Here is a 16340-nt window from a genome sequence, read left to right on the forward strand (position 1 = left end):
TGCTTTTTCTGGACATGAAAATACCCCCATATAGGACTTTTATATTTCATTGTCCTATATGAGGGTAGCATATCAATTCCCCACGCATAGCCTTTTCGTTAATATCTTGTACCATTTGAACCTATTCCCTTCTGCATTCCATAAAAAGCTGAAAGGCACACTTGAATCCTTGCGTAAAACCAATTTCTTCTCCTATCTCAGCAATCGCAAACGCCAAATCAGCACCCTCACGTCCAGTTTTATCTTCAACCTGGATAAAAGCCTTGTTCTCTTCCAGAAGTTTTCTGACTTCTGACAGTAATTTTTCATCCTGCCAGCCGCTCCGTCCCAGTTCTTCCAGTTCCATGTCATACAATTTTCTTATCATACTGTCCATAATGTTCCGAACCTGCTCTGGTTCCATTTCTCCCTTCTATGAGCATATTACAATTTTTATATCTGTTGCAAATTTGAAGATATAAAAAAAGAGACCAGAATTCAAATTTCCAGTCTCTTCCATTTCTCTATAAGCAATAGAAAACTTCGTTAATACCATTTCTAACTATTAATCTTTAGTCCTTTAATCGTCCCAACAACATCTGATAATGTCTTTGTCCGATATGCCTTCCTGCACGCTGCAAACCACCAACACATTCTCTTACTTCATCAGACGTTAATTCATGTTCCTCATATGCTGCTATAAGAATCCCTATAGTTCCCATAATTCTAAGTCCCATCTGTGCTGATACATTTCTTCCTTTGGCTTCATCCATCAGCAGTAAATCCGCTTTTAATTCATCTGTCAGAACAATCGCTTCACTCTCTCCCTAGTCAAGACCAGTTGCTCTTTTCAATATGCTGACTGATTCAAGGTTATTGACAGGCTTTACTGCAATAAACTCCTTTTGCCTAATCAACTGAGCTTCCAGTTGAAAGCGCTCATCTACAGTCAATTCATTAAAGACTGCCTCCGGAATAAGAACTTCTCCGAACAGTTTTTCCAGCAAATCCAGCTGATTAATTTTTAGAAGCGATATAAGTGGTGTGGTATCTGACACAACGATCATACCGCAGTCTCCCTCTTTTTAAGTTCTCTGAAAGTATTCAGTTCAGCATCCAGATCATCCATAGTCATATCAAAATAGGAGTATCCCAGCTTATCATACAGATCTATCAGCTCCGATTTTCTGATACCCAGTATCTCTGCAGCCCGACCATGGGATATTGTCTGATTTAATATATAAGGATAGAGTAATAGTGCATTTCTGGTAAGCTCAGTTTCTGGTGTCATAGTTACCAGATATTTAGACATTCCTACCGGAACTTTAATAGTTACAGATTCTGTTGTTACCATAATATCACATCCCTTCTCTGTGCGTCATGTAATTATCCTTCAACAGTTTGCTCCTTTTTTATATTATAGCTAATATTCTCCTTTTCTACAACTGATACATTGAAAAATAAGTTTTTCCTCGCTCTCTTATTCCACTTTCATGTCCAAAATATGTCCAAGATGCCCTCCCCAAATATGAATCCCAGTAAACTTCGACGCCCGATTTTCCGCGTATTTACGCCATTTCGCGCCCTATCAAACCATGCCGTTTATAACCCCTTATTTAATTATTTATACTCCCCTCGAAACACCCGGTAGCTCCCCTACCGGGTGTTTCTCTTTGGATTTATACTCTCCCCGAAACATCCGGCAGCTCCCCTTTTCAAATCCCCTGTATCTCTACTTCTGCATTTTCTGTATCTGTATCCTGGGAAGAATGCTCCAGCCAGATCATATCCCCTTCTAAAAGATAAAATTTTCTCTCATTATCCTGTGCCAGCCCATACATCGCACTGTGTCCATTATGTTCTACACGAATATTCGCATACCCTTTTGTCACAGTGAAGATATAAGATCCTGCTTCCAGGTCTGTTCCCACCAGTAGTAGATCATCACCTGTCAAAGTAAGAACTGTATCCGCTTCCTCCCAGGAATCTTCTGTCAGGTTGTCATACGTTTCCTGATAAGCAGAGTCTGTCCTGTCCTTCAATTCTTCGATTACTGCTGGTACAACACTGATCAAAATAATCAATGCCATAAACCATATGACACTTCCTCTTCTCCGTTTCCTTTCCCTATTGACAGTTCTGGCGGCTGGCTGTGCATTTCCTCTCACAGTCTGATGCGCACCTTGACTTCTCCCTGCCGCCCTGGTGCCTGTCCCTGTGGCTGGCTTTGACCTTTTCTGTCCATCCTGCGGATACTCCTGTATCTTCTTATCACCCAAAGGACGTTCCTCATCCTCCATCATAATCCTGGCTCTCCAAGAGGCATGCTTATAATGATCTCTTCGATTCTCATTCAGGTGATATAAAATCTCATCATTTCGATATGGCATGCCGCAAAGCTTGCACCTTCCATTGACAATCGGACCGCCGCATACCTGACATTCTTTTCTCATTGTAAAACTCCTTCCTGCCATCCTCATACTACAGCCATATTACATCTATTTTTCCTTCTAATATTAATATATTATCTATTTTATATAATTCTTTCAAGGTGTAAATTGCCATTTACATATTTTCCTGTTATAATTATACTGTTCTTTGCACAGATATCTTTTTATGACTGTAAAGATGATTTTAAATATATAACAAGGAGGTTCCTATGGAACAACTGATCATTCCCATGGGGTATCATGCAGACCTGAATCTCCACGATACCCAGGTAGCAATTAAAACTGTCAAAGATTTTTTCCAGCAGACACTGGCACAGAAGCTGAACCTTCTCCGTGTATCAGCCCCTGTCTTTGTTGATCCTTCATCCGGCCTTAATGACAATCTGAATGGCGTAGAACGCCCTGTAAGCTTTGATATCAAAGGCCAGGAGCAACCAGCTGAGATCGTCCATTCCCTTGCCAAATGGAAAAGATATGCCCTCAAAAAATACGGCTTTTCCCATGGGGAAGGTCTGTACACTGATATGGTAGCCATCCGCAGGGATGAGGATCTGGATAATATTCATTCTGTCTATGTAGATCAGTGGGACTGGGAGAAGATCATTTCCAAAGAAGAGCGCAACATGGAGACCTTGATTTCCACGGTTCGTACTATCTACAGCGTTCTTCGGAAAACAGAGAAATATATGGCTGTACAATATGACTACATAGAAGAGATCCTGCCCCGGGAGATTGCTTTTGTTTCCACACAGGAGCTGGTAGATATGTATCCGGAGCTCACCCCAAAGGAAAGAGAATACAAGATCGTCAAAGAAAAAGGTGCTGTTTTCCTGATGCAGGTAGGAAAGACCCTTAGCAATGGAGAACGTCATGACGGCCGTGCCCCGGACTATGATGACTGGGAATTAAACGGCGATATCCTGGTATACTATCCTGTACTTGACATTGCCCTTGAGCTTTCTTCCATGGGTATCCGCGTGGATGAAGATACTCTGGATAAACAGCTGACAGAAGCAGGATGTGACGACCGGAGAGAGCTTCCCTTCCAGAAAGCGGTTCTGAATAAGGAGCTGCCTTATACCATCGGCGGTGGTATCGGACAGTCACGTATCTGTATGTTCTTCCTTCGCAAGGCACATATCGGGGAAGTCCATGTTTCTCTTTGGCCAGAGGAGATCCAGGAAAAAGCAGCACAGGGCGGCATACCGCTCTTATAAAAGAACAGGAACGAGGGATCCATTGTGAATATATTATTTTTTTTAACCCCCAAAAGCGAGGTAGCATATATTTTTGAAAATGAAACCCTGCGGCAGACTCTTGAAAAAATGGAACACAGAAAATTCTCCTGTATTCCCTTATTAAGTCCGGACGGCAAATACACCGGCACGATTTCAGAAGGAGATCTTCTCTGGGGCATGCAGCGTTTGGAGATCTCAGACCTGAAAGATGCAGAGAGTGTACCGATCATGGCCATTCCACGCCGTGCCAATTACAAGCCGGTACATATCAATTCTGATATGGAAGATCTGGTAGACCGTGCCATTAACCAGAATTATGTTCCGGTTGTAGATGATCAGGGCTTTTTTATCGGGATCATCACCCGTAAAGCCATCATTAAATATTGTTACTCTGAAATGCAAAAACGAGACTGTTGATCAGCCTCGTTTTTCTTTATACAAATTATGATTTCACAGATTGCTCCCTGCTTTGCGCTCCTGCAGTCCTTCCCAATATTCTTTTTTTCACAATACCTTGGAAAGGAATTCCTTAAGTCTTGGATTCTTGGGATTTTTAAAAAATTCTTCAGGGATATTTTCTTCCTGGATTTTCCCATCATCAATAAATACCACTCTTGTTGCCACTTCCCTTGCAAATCCCATCTCATGGGTGACAACTACCATAGTCATGCCACTTTCTGCCAGCTCTTTCATCAATTCCAGAACTTCTCCAACCATCTCCGGGTCAAGTGCTGACGTAGGCTCATCAAAAAGCATCACATCCGGATTCATTGCAAGGGAACGTGCAATGGCAATACGCTGCTTCTGTCCGCCGGAAAGCATGTCCGGATAAGCATTGGCCTTGTCTGGAAGACCAACCCTTGCCAGCAGGTCATCAGCCTTTTTAGAAGCCTCTTCCTTTGTCATCAGCTTTAATGCAACCGGAGCAAGCATGATGTTTTCCTTTACTGTTTTGTGAGGAAACAGATTGAACTGCTGGAACACCATCCCGATTTTCTGTCTGTGACGGTTAATATCTACCTTAGGATCTGTAATATCTGTACCTTCAAACAGGATTTTACCTCCGGTAGGCTCTTCCAGAAGATTCAGAGAACGGAGAAATGTAGATTTACCGGAACCGGAAGGCCCGATGATCGCTACTACCTCTCCCTGACAAATATCTGTGCTGATCCCATTCAGGACCACATTGGCACCAAAAGCTTTTTGAAGCTCCTGTACCTGGATCAGGACTTTTGATTTATCCACGCTCATTCGTACGCAGCCTCCTCTCCAGTTTATTCATAAAGTAAGTAAGAGTCATTACAAGTGCCAGATAAATGGCAGCTGCTGCAAACAGCGGCCAGGTAGGATCATAAGTACGGCTCTGGATCAGCATTGCGCCCTTTGTCAAATCCATCATACCGATGTAACCCACCACTGAAGTCTCCTTGATCAAAACGATAAATTCATTAACCAGTGCAGGCAGTATATTTTTAAAAGCCTGAGGGATGATGATCATGCGCATTGTCTGGGAGAAATTCAGTCCCAGGCTGCGTCCAGCCTCTGTCTGCCCCTGATCAATGGACATGATTCCTGAACGGACGATCTCTGCCACATAAGCGCCGGAATTAATACCAAAAGCAAGACCGCCCACAATGATCTTATTCACAGTTACTGAGCCAAAAATAACAAAGTTCATAATCAGCAGCTGGATCATGGTAGGCGTACCACGGATCACGGTAAGGTATACACGACAGATCCCATTCAAAAACCTGAATTTTCCATTCTTGTCATGTGCAGAACGGATGATTGCCACAATAAAGCCGATGATCACGCCAATGATCACTGCGAAAACTGTGATCTCCAGCGTTGTTTTTAATCCGTCCAGCAGCCACTGATATCTGTTTTCTTTAATAAAATTCAGATAAAATCCATGTTTAATATTTTCCCACATAATTCTTCCTGTTTTCCTTGAAAAGAGCTGTTGGCAATCCATATGTCAACAGCTCTGTAGTTTACGGTATAATTCTTATATTCTGTTACGTATTATTTATGCCTTTGGTGTCAAAACACCAAAATCCTATTACACATTATTTCTTTACAATGATTACCTGGCTTGCATTTGCATAGGTATCTGTAAAGTCAACATTCTCTTTACGATCATCAGTAACAGTCATGCCTGCTGCGCCGAAATCTGCTTTTCCGGAATTCACAGCTGCAAGAATGGAATCAAACTCCATGTCCTCGATCTGAAGCTCGTAGCCAAGCTTATCGCAGATTGCCTGTGCAATATCAGCATCAATACCAACGATGTCGTCGCCATCATGATACTCATACGGCTCAAACTCTGCATTGGTAGCCATTACAAGTGTGCCATTGGAACGATCCACATCCTCTGGGGACTCGTAAGGATGCTCACCGATCTCATCGCCAATGTAGTTCGCCATGATATCATCGATCACACCTTCATCTTTTAACTCTTTCAGGGCACCGTTCATCTTGTCCAGAAGGTCAGTATTTCCTTTCTTTACGCAGATCGCATACTCTTCTTCCACAAAAGGGTCGTCCAGGATCTTCAGATCATCATTGTTCTCAACAAACTTCTGTGCCGGCTGGGAATCAATGATCACGCAGTCAATCTGTCCTGCCTTTAATGCCTGAACAGCTTCACTTCCTTTGCTGTAACGCTCTACAGTAGAACCCTCACTCTCATATTCAGAAGCATCCAGATCTCCTGTTGTACCAAGCTGAACACCGATGGTAGCTCCCGGAAGATCATCCTTTGATTCTACAGCAGCAGATACGCTGGCTGCCATGGATACGGTCATTGCTGTACTCAGTGCCAGAGCAGCAAACTTTTTTGAATTTTTCATAACCTTTTCCTCCTCTTCAGGCATTGTATGCATAAAGCCTGTATATTCTTTCATTTTTATTTTATAATTCTACCATGAATTTCTTAAAATGCAAGAGTAGACTTGAATAAACATGCAGTTTTTTATAACAATTTTTATAGCAGTATTTCTTTTCGTTCACACTTTTATAACATTTTTCCTTTATTATGGATAGCATAACTTTCCAGACCAAATAACACCTATAAGGAGGCTTGATAATATGAAGTTTACAAAAATGCAGGGAATTGGCAATGATTATGTATATATTAATTGTTTTGAAGAAACGGTAAAGGATCCATCTGCAGTTGCCAGATTTGTCAGCGACCGACATTTCGGCATAGGTTCGGACGGTCTGATCCTGATCCGCCCATCCCAGGTGGCAGACTGTGAAATGGACATGTACAATCTGGACGGCTCACAAGGTGCTATGTGCGGCAACGGGATCCGTTGTGTTGCCAAATATGTATTCGATCATGGAATCGTAAATAAAACCAGCATCTCCATTGCTACGAAAAGCGGCATAAAATATGTGGATCTTACAGTCAAAGATGGCAAAGCCAGCCTGATCCGTGTCAATATGGGATCGCCCATCCTCCAGGCCACACAGATCCCTGTAGTTGCAGATACGGAGCAGGTGATCGATGCGCCTATCCAGGTAGATGGACAGGAATATCATTACACAGCTGTTTCCATGGGGAACCCTCATGCCATTGTATATGTAGAAGATACAGACAGCCTGGATCTTGCCAAGATCGGTCCATCCTTTGAAAACCATGTGAATTTCCCTGATCGGATAAACACAGAATTTGTACAGGTACTAGATAAGCATACTGTAAAGATGCGCGTATGGGAGCGGGGTTCCGGCGAGACACTGGCCTGTGGTACAGGCGCCTGTGCAGTAGCCGTTGCTTCCATCTTAAACGGCCACGTTTCACCAGATACCCCGGTCACTGTGAAGCTGCTTGGCGGCGATCTTCAGATCTTCTGGAACAGAAGCGAAAACCTGGTTTATATGACAGGTCCTGCAGTAACTGTTTTTGATGGCCAGATCGATCTTTCCTTCCTTGGAGAATAAAATACCCCGGGATCATTGATCCCAGGGTGGTACATTAATAAAGCATATGAACATTTTACAGAAAAGCCATAATCCGTTCCACAATAAAGACAGCCCCACAGGCGATCAGTGCAACGGTGAGAAGGCTTTTCTCTTTATATGCAGCAATCAGTGCTGCACCAAACCCTGCCACTGCTGAGATCCTGCTGGCAGTAGCAGACAGGATGGCCGGAAATGTCATTGCAGCCAGGCATGCGTAAGGCACGTAATAAAGAAATGATTTGATATATGGATTTACAATTTCTTTTTTTGCCAGTGTAATGGGCAGAACTCTGATCAGATAGGTCACACCTGCCATTACCAGAATATATATGTATACATTATGACTCATGTACTTCATCCTCCTTCACCGGACACAAATAAGCAGCTCCGCCTGCTGTCACTAACGTGGTGATGATGATCACAAAACCGGATGAAATTTTATTTAATCCTGGTACAACTGCAAATAATGTGCTGACTGCCATAGCAGCCACAACCACCAAAAGCACTGCCTTGTTCTTCTTTGCCGGCGGAATGATCACTGCCAAAAACATTCCATAGATAGCCACCCCAAGTGCGCTCATGATAAAATCCGGGAGCAGGCTTCCTGATATGGCTCCCAGAAGCGTTCCAAGAGTCCAGCCCGGAATTGCCATGCACATGGCACCATAATTATAAAAAGCACTCACCTTTCCCTCCTGGCTGGCACTTACACCAAAGATCTCGTCTGTAATGCCAAATGCCACCAGATATCTGTGTGCCCATGGCTCATCTCTTCGCATTTTCTGTGACAGAGAAAAGGACATAAGACAATATCGCAGATTGATCACCAGCTGAGTCAATGCCATTTCCCAGTATGATCCGCCTGCCACAATAATATCCAGGCCTGCAAACTGGCCTGCTGATGTAAGATTGGTCAAGGAAATCAGTACAGCCTGCCATATGCTAAGGCCGGAAGACACTGACATCATTCCAAATGTAAATGAAACTGCCAAATACCCAAGACCAATGGGTATTCCGTCTTTGATTCCTTTTTTGAAGCTTTCATTCTTCATCGGATTGTTCCCCCTGGTACCATATCATATCTTAGATACATAAGCCCGGTTAGGCAGATAATTTGGTCTGCCCTGACGTCCGCTTAAAGAATAAGGCATTGCAAAATATGTATCTACAGAGCTTGCCAGTGCCCAGTCCGGATCATACACCTTGCCATTCACCTCAGCCCATCCATGGCCTCCTGATGAAATAGCGTATACCTCTTTATATCCTACAGCACTTGCCATAAATGCAAAGGCAGCTCCATAAGAAAAGCAGTTGCCTTTTCCTCTAAAAAACATGTCTTCAGCAAAATCCATCTCCCAGCCATTTCTTGGAGAAAAGCCTCTCCAGCTGAAATATCCGAAATTCTTCTTTGCATATTCAAAACAGATCTTCAGCTTTTCTTTCTTTGGCATCAGCGGCTTTGTGATACGCTCCACTGTCTGATTGGCCGCAAGCAGGATACGAAGTCTTCTAAGGCTTGCACTGTCCTTTTTTGCTTTTCCTGTACGGTCGATGGTGATCCCGTTCACCTTTGCAGATTTAACCATACTCCCATTAGAACCTCTGGCAATGTTGAAGTAATAATAATCATTGCCGATCTTCTGCCAGCCTACGTGCTGTGCTCCTTTTTGGTCAAAATAAAAAGTTTTTTTACCGATCTTGGAAAGCCCGGTAAGCTTTTTACCCTTTTCGTTGTAATAATATATATTCTGGTTCTGCTTTTTCCACTGCTTTTTGTATCTGGCTGCAGCCTGGGTAGGTACTGCCAAAAGCATTACAGCCAGAAGCATTACAGCACATAATAAAAATCTTTTTCCTGTTTTCTGTTTCATTTCCCTCTCCTTATCATCCAAATATTCTTTTTTCTTTCAGGCCAGCTGCCTCCGACAGATATTTTACAACATCTGCTGCCACACATACAACATCTTCTTCATGCATAAATTGAGTTATTTCAGAATCAAACAGCATATTTGCCTGTGGATCAAACTCTTCATCCCCATCCCAAAACAGGACAGCTATATTAAGAAAAGGAAAAACAGGCAGCACATACCCTGCATCTCCCTGGGGAAGCCTGGTACCGCCCAGATCTTCACATGCCTTTTTCAGTTCTTCCACATGTCCTGAAAAAACAGTCTGAAGTGTCTGGATCACCGTCTCCCGATATGCCTTTTCAAAAGGATACACCCTCTTTACCTGCCTGAAAGGAACCAGTTTCCCTGAGGCACAGGGATTTTCCACAGCATAATAAAAAGTATTATAAATCACCATTTGGGTATTAAAACCAACCTCTCTGTCCGGTTCCTCCTTTCTTTGGATCTTTCCGGTTTTCCTGTCCACCCTGTATTTATGATTAAAATAGATAATATAAATATAATTGTCATCTGCGCAAAGCCTGAACTTATTTATTATTTTCTCCTGATCCATTTCCTTTAGAAACTTTTGTCTCCAGTTCTCTGTCACATCATCATAATTTGACATTTTCTTCCTCCCATTAGCTGATCTGCCAGCGAATATGGCTGCCATTTTCATCTTTTGTTACGATCAGCTGGTCTTCCATTTCCTGCTTCAGCTCTGTTACATGAGAAATAATCCCGATCAACCTGGAACCAGATGCCATATCCTTCAGCACACGCACTGCCTGATCTCTGGAATGTTCATCAAGGGAACCAAAGCCTTCATCAATAAACATCATATCCAGATCCACAGATGCAGAAGAAGCCTGGATCTGATCCGCCATTCCAAGGGCCAGGGACAAAGCTGCCATAAAGGATTCTCCTCCGGAAAGGGTACGCACTTCCCGTACCTTCCCGGTAACTGCAGAATACACCATCAGGTCCAGCCCTCTGTTTTTCCCCTCACCTGCACGTTCCAGTTCGCACAAACGCAGCTGAAACTGTCCGGCAGACATTTCTTCAAATCTTTGATTGGCTGCATACAGGATCTGCTGCAGATAATATCTTTGTACGTAGGTTTCAATATCCATTCTGGCTCCGGATACTTTCCCTGCCAGCATATTGTACAGCTCTTCCAGCCTTCTGTGCTCCTCCATGATCCTTGCCCGCTCCTCCATCTTTGGAGATAAGGCATCCAGGCAGTCCCTATCTGCCTTATGGATTTCTTTGATCCTGGTCAGATGATCCTGCAGCTCTTCCAGCTCCTCCAGGGTTGTTTTCACTTCCTCTGAAAGTCTTTCCATGTCTGGTCTTTCTCTGCCATTTATGAATTCCACAGCCTGTTTTTGCCTGTTGGCTGCATCCAGCTTTCTTTCCTTATAAGCCTCCACCTGGTTCTGGAATTGCTCCAGCTGCTGATTGTCGTACAAAAGCAGTTCTTTCATCTGCTGCAGGGTCAGACCTTTTTCCTGAAGCTTTTTCTCAAATATCTGTTTTCCCAAAGCAGTGTCTTTTTCCAAAACAGGCAGTTCTTCTTCACATTTCGTAAGAAGAGCCTCCATCTTTTCTACATTTGCTTTGATCTGATCCAGTTCTTCCCTTGTCTTTTTCCAGGTCTTCTCTGCATTTGTCTTTTTCTCTTTCATCTGAGCCAAAGCCTGTAATGCCTCTTCCTTTGAAGAATATCCTTTGCTTTGCTCCAGCTGCTGTAAGGCAGCCTGTTTTCCCGCAAGAAAATTACTGCATTTTGTTACCAGCAAAAGAGCATCTTCACTGATCTTCTGCAGCTCCTCTTTCTGTTTTTCCCCATCCTTCAGGCTCTTCTGTATTCCTGCCAGTTCCTTTTCGGCCTGCTCCAGACGGAAATTTTCTTTCTCCACATCTGCATTCCATCGGATGGAAAAATCCTTCAGATAATTCAGCAGTTCCTTCCATCCGCCAGGAACTGGTATATTCTCCTCTTGTCCAAACTCCGCCTGTTTCATCTGCTGCCAAAGCCTGTCCGCTTCCTTTTTGAAATATCCCTGTTTTTCTTCAAGCAGCTTCTTTCCTGTGCCGGCCTGTCCAGCCTTTTTCTCCTGATCCTCCTGTAAAACCGTAAGCTCCTCTCCCAGCTTCTGAAGCCCTTCTCTTGTGAGGGTCTGATGTTCCAGCGGGATCTGGCAGGGGGATGGATGCTCCAAAGATCCACACACAGGACAGGGCTGTCCCGGACGAAGCTGTTCTTTTGCAAGAAAGCCTGCCTGTGCATCTAAAAATGCAGTCCTTTTCACTGTGTACTCCTGGTTTTTCACATCATATAGATTCCGTGCTTTCTGATAATCCATCTGAGCTTTTTCTGCCTGCTTTTTCTGTTCCACAGTATCTTTGGCCAGCTGCCACAGCTGGGAGAGTTCCTTCTGGAACCGGAGCATATTCTCCTGTTTTGCCTGCCATAAGGCTCTTTGTCTGTCCGTAGCCGACAGTCTTTCTCCCTGCTCTTTCCATAAACCAAGTCTGGTCTCCAACTCTTTAAGACTGGTCTGGGCATTTTCAAGAGTCTGGCCTGCCAGTCTGGATTCCTGCTCTTTTTCTTTGATTTCCTTTTGAAGCGCAGCCATCTTCCTGAATATTTCCAGGGAAGCCTCCACCTGTTGGGAAACCTTTGCAAAAATCTCCTGTACTTCCTTTTGCTGCTCCCTTGCCTTCTCCTCGCTTCCGGCAGCCTGCTCACAGGCCTTTTTCATCTCAGGCAATTCTTCCTGATAATGTTTGATAAGGGTTCTTGTATTTTCTACCTGTTTCTTCTGATCTTCATACCTTTGGTATGTCCCATGCAGCTCCTGTGCATCCCTGATCTGCCGGATCTGTATCGTAAGAAGCTGCATCCGCTCCTGATCCTCTTCACACTCTGCCAGTACTCTCCTTGCCTCATCAAGCTGTACAAACTGGTGGCACAGGGAATCTGCCAGATTTAGCTCATCCCTTTTTTTCAGATAGATACGGTTCTTTTCTTCCACCTGCTTTTCCAGACTCTCTTTTTCTTTTCTCAGTCTGCTGCACAATCCTTCCAACTTTGCCAGCAGATTTTCCATGTCAACTACAGACAGCCGTTCAGACTCCAAGATCCGCTTCTTTAATAAACTGATCTCTTCTATATCCGGATCTGCTTCCGGAATCACCAGATGGGAAGTTTCGGTCTGGCAGACCGTACGGATCCGTCCGATCTCAGACAGTTTTTCCTTTTTTCTTTTTCCCAGTTCTTCCACAATATCCTGAAAGATCTGCGTATGAAACAGCTTCCGGAAAATCTCTTTTTTGGTATCAGACTTCGCCCGCAGAAGCTCCATAAACTCTCCCTGTGCGATCATTGCCACCTGCATAAACTGGCTTTTAGTCAGTCCCAGAATTTCTACCAGTCTGGCATTCGCTTCCTTCTGAGGATATTCCCGCCCGTCTGGCATAAATAAAGATACTTTTTCCTTTTCCTCAATCTGCCCCTGTCCTCTTTTATTGGGTCTGAAATGACGAGGATTACGACGCACCACATATATTTCTCTTTCTCCGCCGTATCTGGCAGAAAATTCAAATTCCACATAAGGCTCAACGGAAGGATCTGCATACTGGCTTTGCAATTCTGTGCCGTTTTTCTTATTTACACCGGAACTTGCTTCTCCATAAAGTGCAAAAACAATGGCATCAAAAATCGTGGTTTTCCCGGCACCTGTGTCGCCGGTGATCAGAAACAGATTCTGATCAGCCTTTGTAAAATCCAATATCGTCCTGTCCCTGTAAGAACCAAAGGCCTGCATGGTCAGTTTTATAGGCCGCATATCAGTGTGCCTCCTTTACGCAGTTGATCACATCTTTCAGAAGCTCTCTTTCCTGCTCATCCATGTCCTTCAGAAAAGAACAGCACAGTTCAAAAGGATCTTTCTGAATCTCTCCATTTACTTCTCTGCTGTAATCTGCTGTACGCAGATTCTCACGTCGTATCTCAAGAAGTCCGGGAAAAGCACAGCGAAGCCTGTCCTGCATATCCATAATATCCAGATCTGCCTTATCGTTAAGGATCACTGTTACATAATCCTCACAGCTTTGATTTACCACTTCTTCCAATGTTCCCCGTATCACCCGTATCTGATGCAAGGGCTCAAGCGGAAGCACGCTCACACATACATCTCCTTTTGCGCCCATTTCTACCTGCAGGATTCCTTTTCGCTGGCCTGCCTCGCTGACAGATGTTGGGAAAGGAGTCCCACAGTATCGTATCACCTCACTGCCCACCTTCATTGGCTTATGGATATGGCCAAGGGCTGCATAATCAAACGGCTCAAGCACACTGCTTTGGACTTCGTCAATATTACCCACTGTACGGATTTCCGAATCCATTCTCGGAATATCTTCTGCCCTGGTACCGGATGGCAGGTAAAACTGATGGCTGACGATCACGTTACGTTCTTCTTCCCTGATACTCTCCCTCTGGATCAACCTACGCACAGTCTCATCATAGGAAAGATTATTGCCATTTTCATCACTGCCGGTGATAGCCTTCACAGTGGATGGCTTTACAAAAGGAAGCAGGTAAAAATTCACTTTTCCCCAGGAATCATGAAGGCTTACTTTCTCTATATACTCCCCTTCTCTTTGCGGTGGCTGCCCGATCATGTACAGCTTCTGTCTTGCAAGTACAGACCGGAAGCAGTTCACTCTGGATGCACTGTCATGATTACCGCTGATCATCATAACTACAGTCTCCGGTGCTGCCTGTGCAAGCCCCTGGATAAAACGGTCAAACACTTCCACTGCCTCCGCAGATGGCACTGCCTTATCGTAGATATCCCCGGCGATCACAATCGCATCAGGTTTTTCCTTCTGTGCGTATTCTGCAATTTTCCCGAAAATATACTCCTGATCCTGACGCAGATCCCGATTCTGCAGCTTCAAACCTATATGCAGATCTGATAAATGAAAAAACTTCATACACCCTGCCTCTTTCTGCTTTATATGTGCTTTTTATGTATTTTTTATCATACCATAATCCGCACGCAAAAAAAAGACAGGGCAGGTACATCTTTTATGCACTCTGCCCTGCTTATTACTGTTCACTTTGTTCGCAGTAACCCTTTCTTCTTATTCACAGCACTTAATCTTCTTATAGCTATCATCATCTCATAGCTATCCTTGTTTCTTATTCACATGATCTTCTTATATCCACCCTTGTTTACACATTTCACCATCTGCTCCAGTTCCTCCATCTCCCAGCTGCAAGCCTGCCCAGGGTCTCCTTTGAACCACACGCAGGTTCCGCAGGAGGAGCTTAATGTCCTTGGCACCGGCATGATCCGGCTTTCAAATCCGGCCTCTTTACACTGCTTGTGGAATGCCATGGCTCCAAAATGGGAATAAAAAGTAGCTATATACGCTTCCTTCATTTTTTCAGTGTAAGGATATAATCCTCACCCTCTTCTTTGTAAGATACTTTATATCCCTGATGGGTTGCAAACCGTGTCACATTTTCCTTTGCCGTAGGATTATCCACCAGGATCTGGTACATGCTTTCTCCTGCTTCCAGTGCCTTTTTGGTCAGGATCACCGGTTCCGGGCAGGAAAGCCCTCTCGCATCAACAGTTCTCATTTCAGGCTGCTCCTTTCTTTCTTATGGAATTACAAGCTGCAATCACCAACAGTACTACAATTCCCACTAATACCGCTGCTTTGCCATTTGCTGTAGGGCCTTCTGCGGAAGATGCCAGGCCAAAATTATGTGCAATAGCAGCACCTGCTGCCAGCCCGATCACAGTAACTGCAGAATCTGTATTTCCTTCTCCTGCCAGTACCAGCTGACGCATAGGACACCCGCCAAGAAGGACACAGCCGAAACCTGCCAGTGCCATTCCCAATGCATTCCAAAGTCCGTCGGTATGTGCAATGGGCTGTCCTGCAAATCCAGGATTCCAGAATCCCAGGATTGCATTTCCAATAAATGCAGCTACAAGAATAGCCAGGAATCCACTAAGAAGCTTCCATTCTCCAAACAGCACTACATCACGGATACCGCCTACCATACAAAGTCTTGTTCTCTGTGCCAGTGCACCTACCACCAGTCCGGCCACAAGAGAGATCCCGATTGCAGCGTGCTTTGCCCCAGGGCCTCCATCCGTTTCTGTAAAATGGATAAATGCAGGTGCAGCTACCAGAAGTGCAAGGATCACCAGCTGCAGCACCGTAAAAATCGTTCCTTCTGTTTTTTGCATGGAATAAGAACGCTTCAGAGTATATCCTTTTTTCAGGAAAACAACACCTAGAAGGATTCCGCCTACAAATCCAAGGATTCCAAATAAAGCATTGAAATCTCCGCCTGCCAGACGCAGGATCATACGGAAAGGACATCCAAGAAACATCAGGCATCCGATCATAACAAACATAGCAATGACAAATCTTGTCACTGGTGCAGAGCCGCCTCTTGGCTTAAATTCCTTTGTAACCAAAGCCAGGATAAACGCCCCCAGTACAAGCCCTACGATCTCCGGACGTATGTACTGTACTGCTGCTGCTGAATGGAATCCCAGTGCTCCTGTGGTATCTCTGATAAAGCAGGCAATACAGAAGCCCATGTTTGCAGGATTACCAAAGAAAACCAGCCCTACAGCAATGGCTCCGATAATAAGTCCTGCCACAATGATCCGGATGGTTTCTTTTTTTGTGGTTGAATCATTCATACTACTCTTTCCTCCCTACCTGAATATACAGAAATTTTATCATTAAGCCTATTTTTATTCCAATTAATTATTAAA

20 protein-coding genes are annotated in these 16340 nt (G+C 44.1%); 3 read left to right on the forward strand and 17 right to left on the reverse strand.

Annotated features, from left to right (window positions below):
• Nucleotides 1–121 precede the first annotated feature (121 nt).
• The 5 genes from AB5916_RS10065 to AB5916_RS10085 all read right to left on the reverse strand — a co-directional run bounded on the left by AB5916_RS10065 (nt 122) and on the right by AB5916_RS10085 (nt 2432).
• On the reverse strand, nt 122–367 hold the full coding sequence (locus AB5916_RS10065) for a hypothetical protein (protein ID WP_368190633.1): 246 nt from the start codon (nt 365–367) through the stop codon (nt 122–124).
• A 184-nt stretch (nt 368–551) separates the two neighbouring features.
• Nucleotides 552–752, reverse strand: a complete 201-nt coding sequence (locus tag AB5916_RS10070; RefSeq protein ID WP_368190634.1) for a DUF3368 domain-containing protein — start codon at nt 750–752, stop codon at nt 552–554.
• Nucleotides 753–806: 54 nt separating this feature from the next.
• Nucleotides 807–1046 carry a DNA-binding protein gene (locus AB5916_RS10075; protein ID WP_368190635.1) on the reverse strand — a complete coding sequence of 80 codons (240 nt, stop codon included), beginning with the start codon at nt 1044–1046 and terminating at the stop codon, nt 807–809.
• Nucleotides 1043–1333 (reverse strand): hypothetical protein, encoded by a 291-nt coding sequence (locus AB5916_RS10080; protein WP_158422377.1) that lies wholly within the window; start codon nt 1331–1333, stop codon nt 1043–1045. The genes AB5916_RS10075 and AB5916_RS10080 overlap by 4 nt, the downstream gene beginning before the upstream one ends.
• 361 nt (nt 1334–1694) lie before the next feature.
• The gene (locus tag AB5916_RS10085; RefSeq protein ID WP_368190637.1) at nt 1695–2432 is read right to left on the reverse strand and encodes a hypothetical protein; all 738 of its coding nucleotides are present in this window, start codon (nt 2430–2432) and stop codon (nt 1695–1697) included.
• Nucleotides 2433–2638: 206 nt separating this feature from the next.
• Between AB5916_RS10085 and asnA the strand changes: the two genes are divergently transcribed.
• Together asnA and AB5916_RS10095 are read left to right on the forward strand one after the other, a co-directional pair.
• Nucleotides 2639–3646, forward strand: coding sequence for an aspartate--ammonia ligase (gene asnA, locus AB5916_RS10090; RefSeq protein ID WP_368190638.1), 1008 nt, complete (start codon nt 2639–2641; stop codon nt 3644–3646).
• A gap of 24 nt (nt 3647–3670) precedes the next feature.
• On the forward strand, nt 3671–4084 hold the full coding sequence (locus AB5916_RS10095) for a CBS domain-containing protein (RefSeq protein WP_173729133.1): 414 nt from the start codon (nt 3671–3673) through the stop codon (nt 4082–4084).
• An 87-nt stretch (nt 4085–4171) separates the two neighbouring features.
• Here the strand turns inward: AB5916_RS10095 and AB5916_RS10100 are convergent, their stop codons facing one another.
• The 3 genes from AB5916_RS10100 to AB5916_RS10110 all read right to left on the reverse strand — a co-directional run bounded on the left by AB5916_RS10100 (nt 4172) and on the right by AB5916_RS10110 (nt 6519).
• The gene (locus AB5916_RS10100) at nt 4172–4918 is read right to left on the reverse strand and encodes an amino acid ABC transporter ATP-binding protein (RefSeq protein ID WP_158421758.1); all 747 of its coding nucleotides are present in this window, start codon (nt 4916–4918) and stop codon (nt 4172–4174) included.
• Nucleotides 4905–5600, reverse strand: a complete 696-nt coding sequence (locus AB5916_RS10105) for an amino acid ABC transporter permease (RefSeq protein ID WP_173729132.1) — start codon at nt 5598–5600, stop codon at nt 4905–4907. The genes AB5916_RS10100 and AB5916_RS10105 overlap by 14 nt, the downstream gene beginning before the upstream one ends.
• Nucleotides 5601–5736: 136 nt before the next feature.
• Nucleotides 5737–6519, reverse strand: coding sequence for a transporter substrate-binding domain-containing protein (locus AB5916_RS10110; protein ID WP_158421760.1), 783 nt, complete (start codon nt 6517–6519; stop codon nt 5737–5739).
• 238 nt (nt 6520–6757) lie between these two features.
• Between AB5916_RS10110 and dapF the strand changes: the two genes are divergently transcribed.
• Entirely contained in the window at nt 6758–7612 is an 855-nt protein-coding gene (gene dapF, locus AB5916_RS10115; protein ID WP_158421761.1) for a diaminopimelate epimerase, read from the forward strand.
• A 55-nt stretch (nt 7613–7667) separates the two neighbouring features.
• Here the strand turns inward: dapF and AB5916_RS10120 are convergent, their stop codons facing one another.
• The 9 genes from AB5916_RS10120 to yedE all read right to left on the reverse strand — a co-directional run bounded on the left by AB5916_RS10120 (nt 7668) and on the right by yedE (nt 16265).
• Nucleotides 7668–7982 carry an AzlD domain-containing protein gene (locus AB5916_RS10120; RefSeq protein ID WP_173729130.1) on the reverse strand — a complete coding sequence of 105 codons (315 nt, stop codon included), beginning with the start codon at nt 7980–7982 and terminating at the stop codon, nt 7668–7670.
• Nucleotides 7972–8685, reverse strand: a complete 714-nt coding sequence (locus tag AB5916_RS10125; protein WP_368190642.1) for an AzlC family ABC transporter permease — start codon at nt 8683–8685, stop codon at nt 7972–7974. The genes AB5916_RS10120 and AB5916_RS10125 overlap by 11 nt, the downstream gene beginning before the upstream one ends.
• Nucleotides 8686–8709: 24 nt before the next feature.
• Nucleotides 8710–9504: a transglutaminase domain-containing protein gene (locus AB5916_RS10130; RefSeq protein ID WP_368190644.1), complete on the reverse strand. Its 795-nt coding sequence runs from the start codon at nt 9502–9504 to the stop codon at nt 8710–8712.
• A gap of 13 nt (nt 9505–9517) precedes the next feature.
• On the reverse strand, nt 9518–10150 hold the full coding sequence (locus AB5916_RS10135; protein WP_368190646.1) for a DUF3786 domain-containing protein: 633 nt from the start codon (nt 10148–10150) through the stop codon (nt 9518–9520).
• Between the two features lie 13 nt (nt 10151–10163).
• Entirely contained in the window at nt 10164–13376 is a 3213-nt protein-coding gene (locus AB5916_RS10140) for an AAA family ATPase (protein WP_368190648.1), read from the reverse strand.
• A 1-nt stretch (nt 13377) separates the two neighbouring features.
• Complete coding sequence (locus AB5916_RS10145; protein WP_158421767.1) at nt 13378–14526, reverse strand: exonuclease SbcCD subunit D; 1149 nt, start codon at nt 14524–14526, stop codon at nt 13378–13380.
• Nucleotides 14527–14738: 212 nt separating this feature from the next.
• Nucleotides 14739–14978, reverse strand: a complete 240-nt coding sequence (locus AB5916_RS10150) for a DUF3343 domain-containing protein (protein ID WP_173729124.1) — start codon at nt 14976–14978, stop codon at nt 14739–14741.
• Complete coding sequence (locus AB5916_RS10155) at nt 14975–15181, reverse strand: sulfurtransferase TusA family protein (protein ID WP_173729123.1); 207 nt, start codon at nt 15179–15181, stop codon at nt 14975–14977. Before AB5916_RS10155 ends, AB5916_RS10150 begins: the two co-directional genes overlap by 4 nt.
• 1 nt (nt 15182) lies before the next feature.
• Nucleotides 15183–16265, reverse strand: a complete 1083-nt coding sequence (gene yedE, locus AB5916_RS10160; RefSeq protein ID WP_368190650.1) for a YedE family putative selenium transporter — start codon at nt 16263–16265, stop codon at nt 15183–15185.
• Nucleotides 16266–16340: the final 75 nt, after the last annotated feature.

Source organism: Blautia sp. 1033sp1_1033st1_G9_1033SCRN_220408, from assembly GCF_040929965.1.
Lineage (GTDB): Bacteria > Bacillota > Clostridia > Lachnospirales > Lachnospiraceae > Blautia_A > Blautia_A ammoniilytica.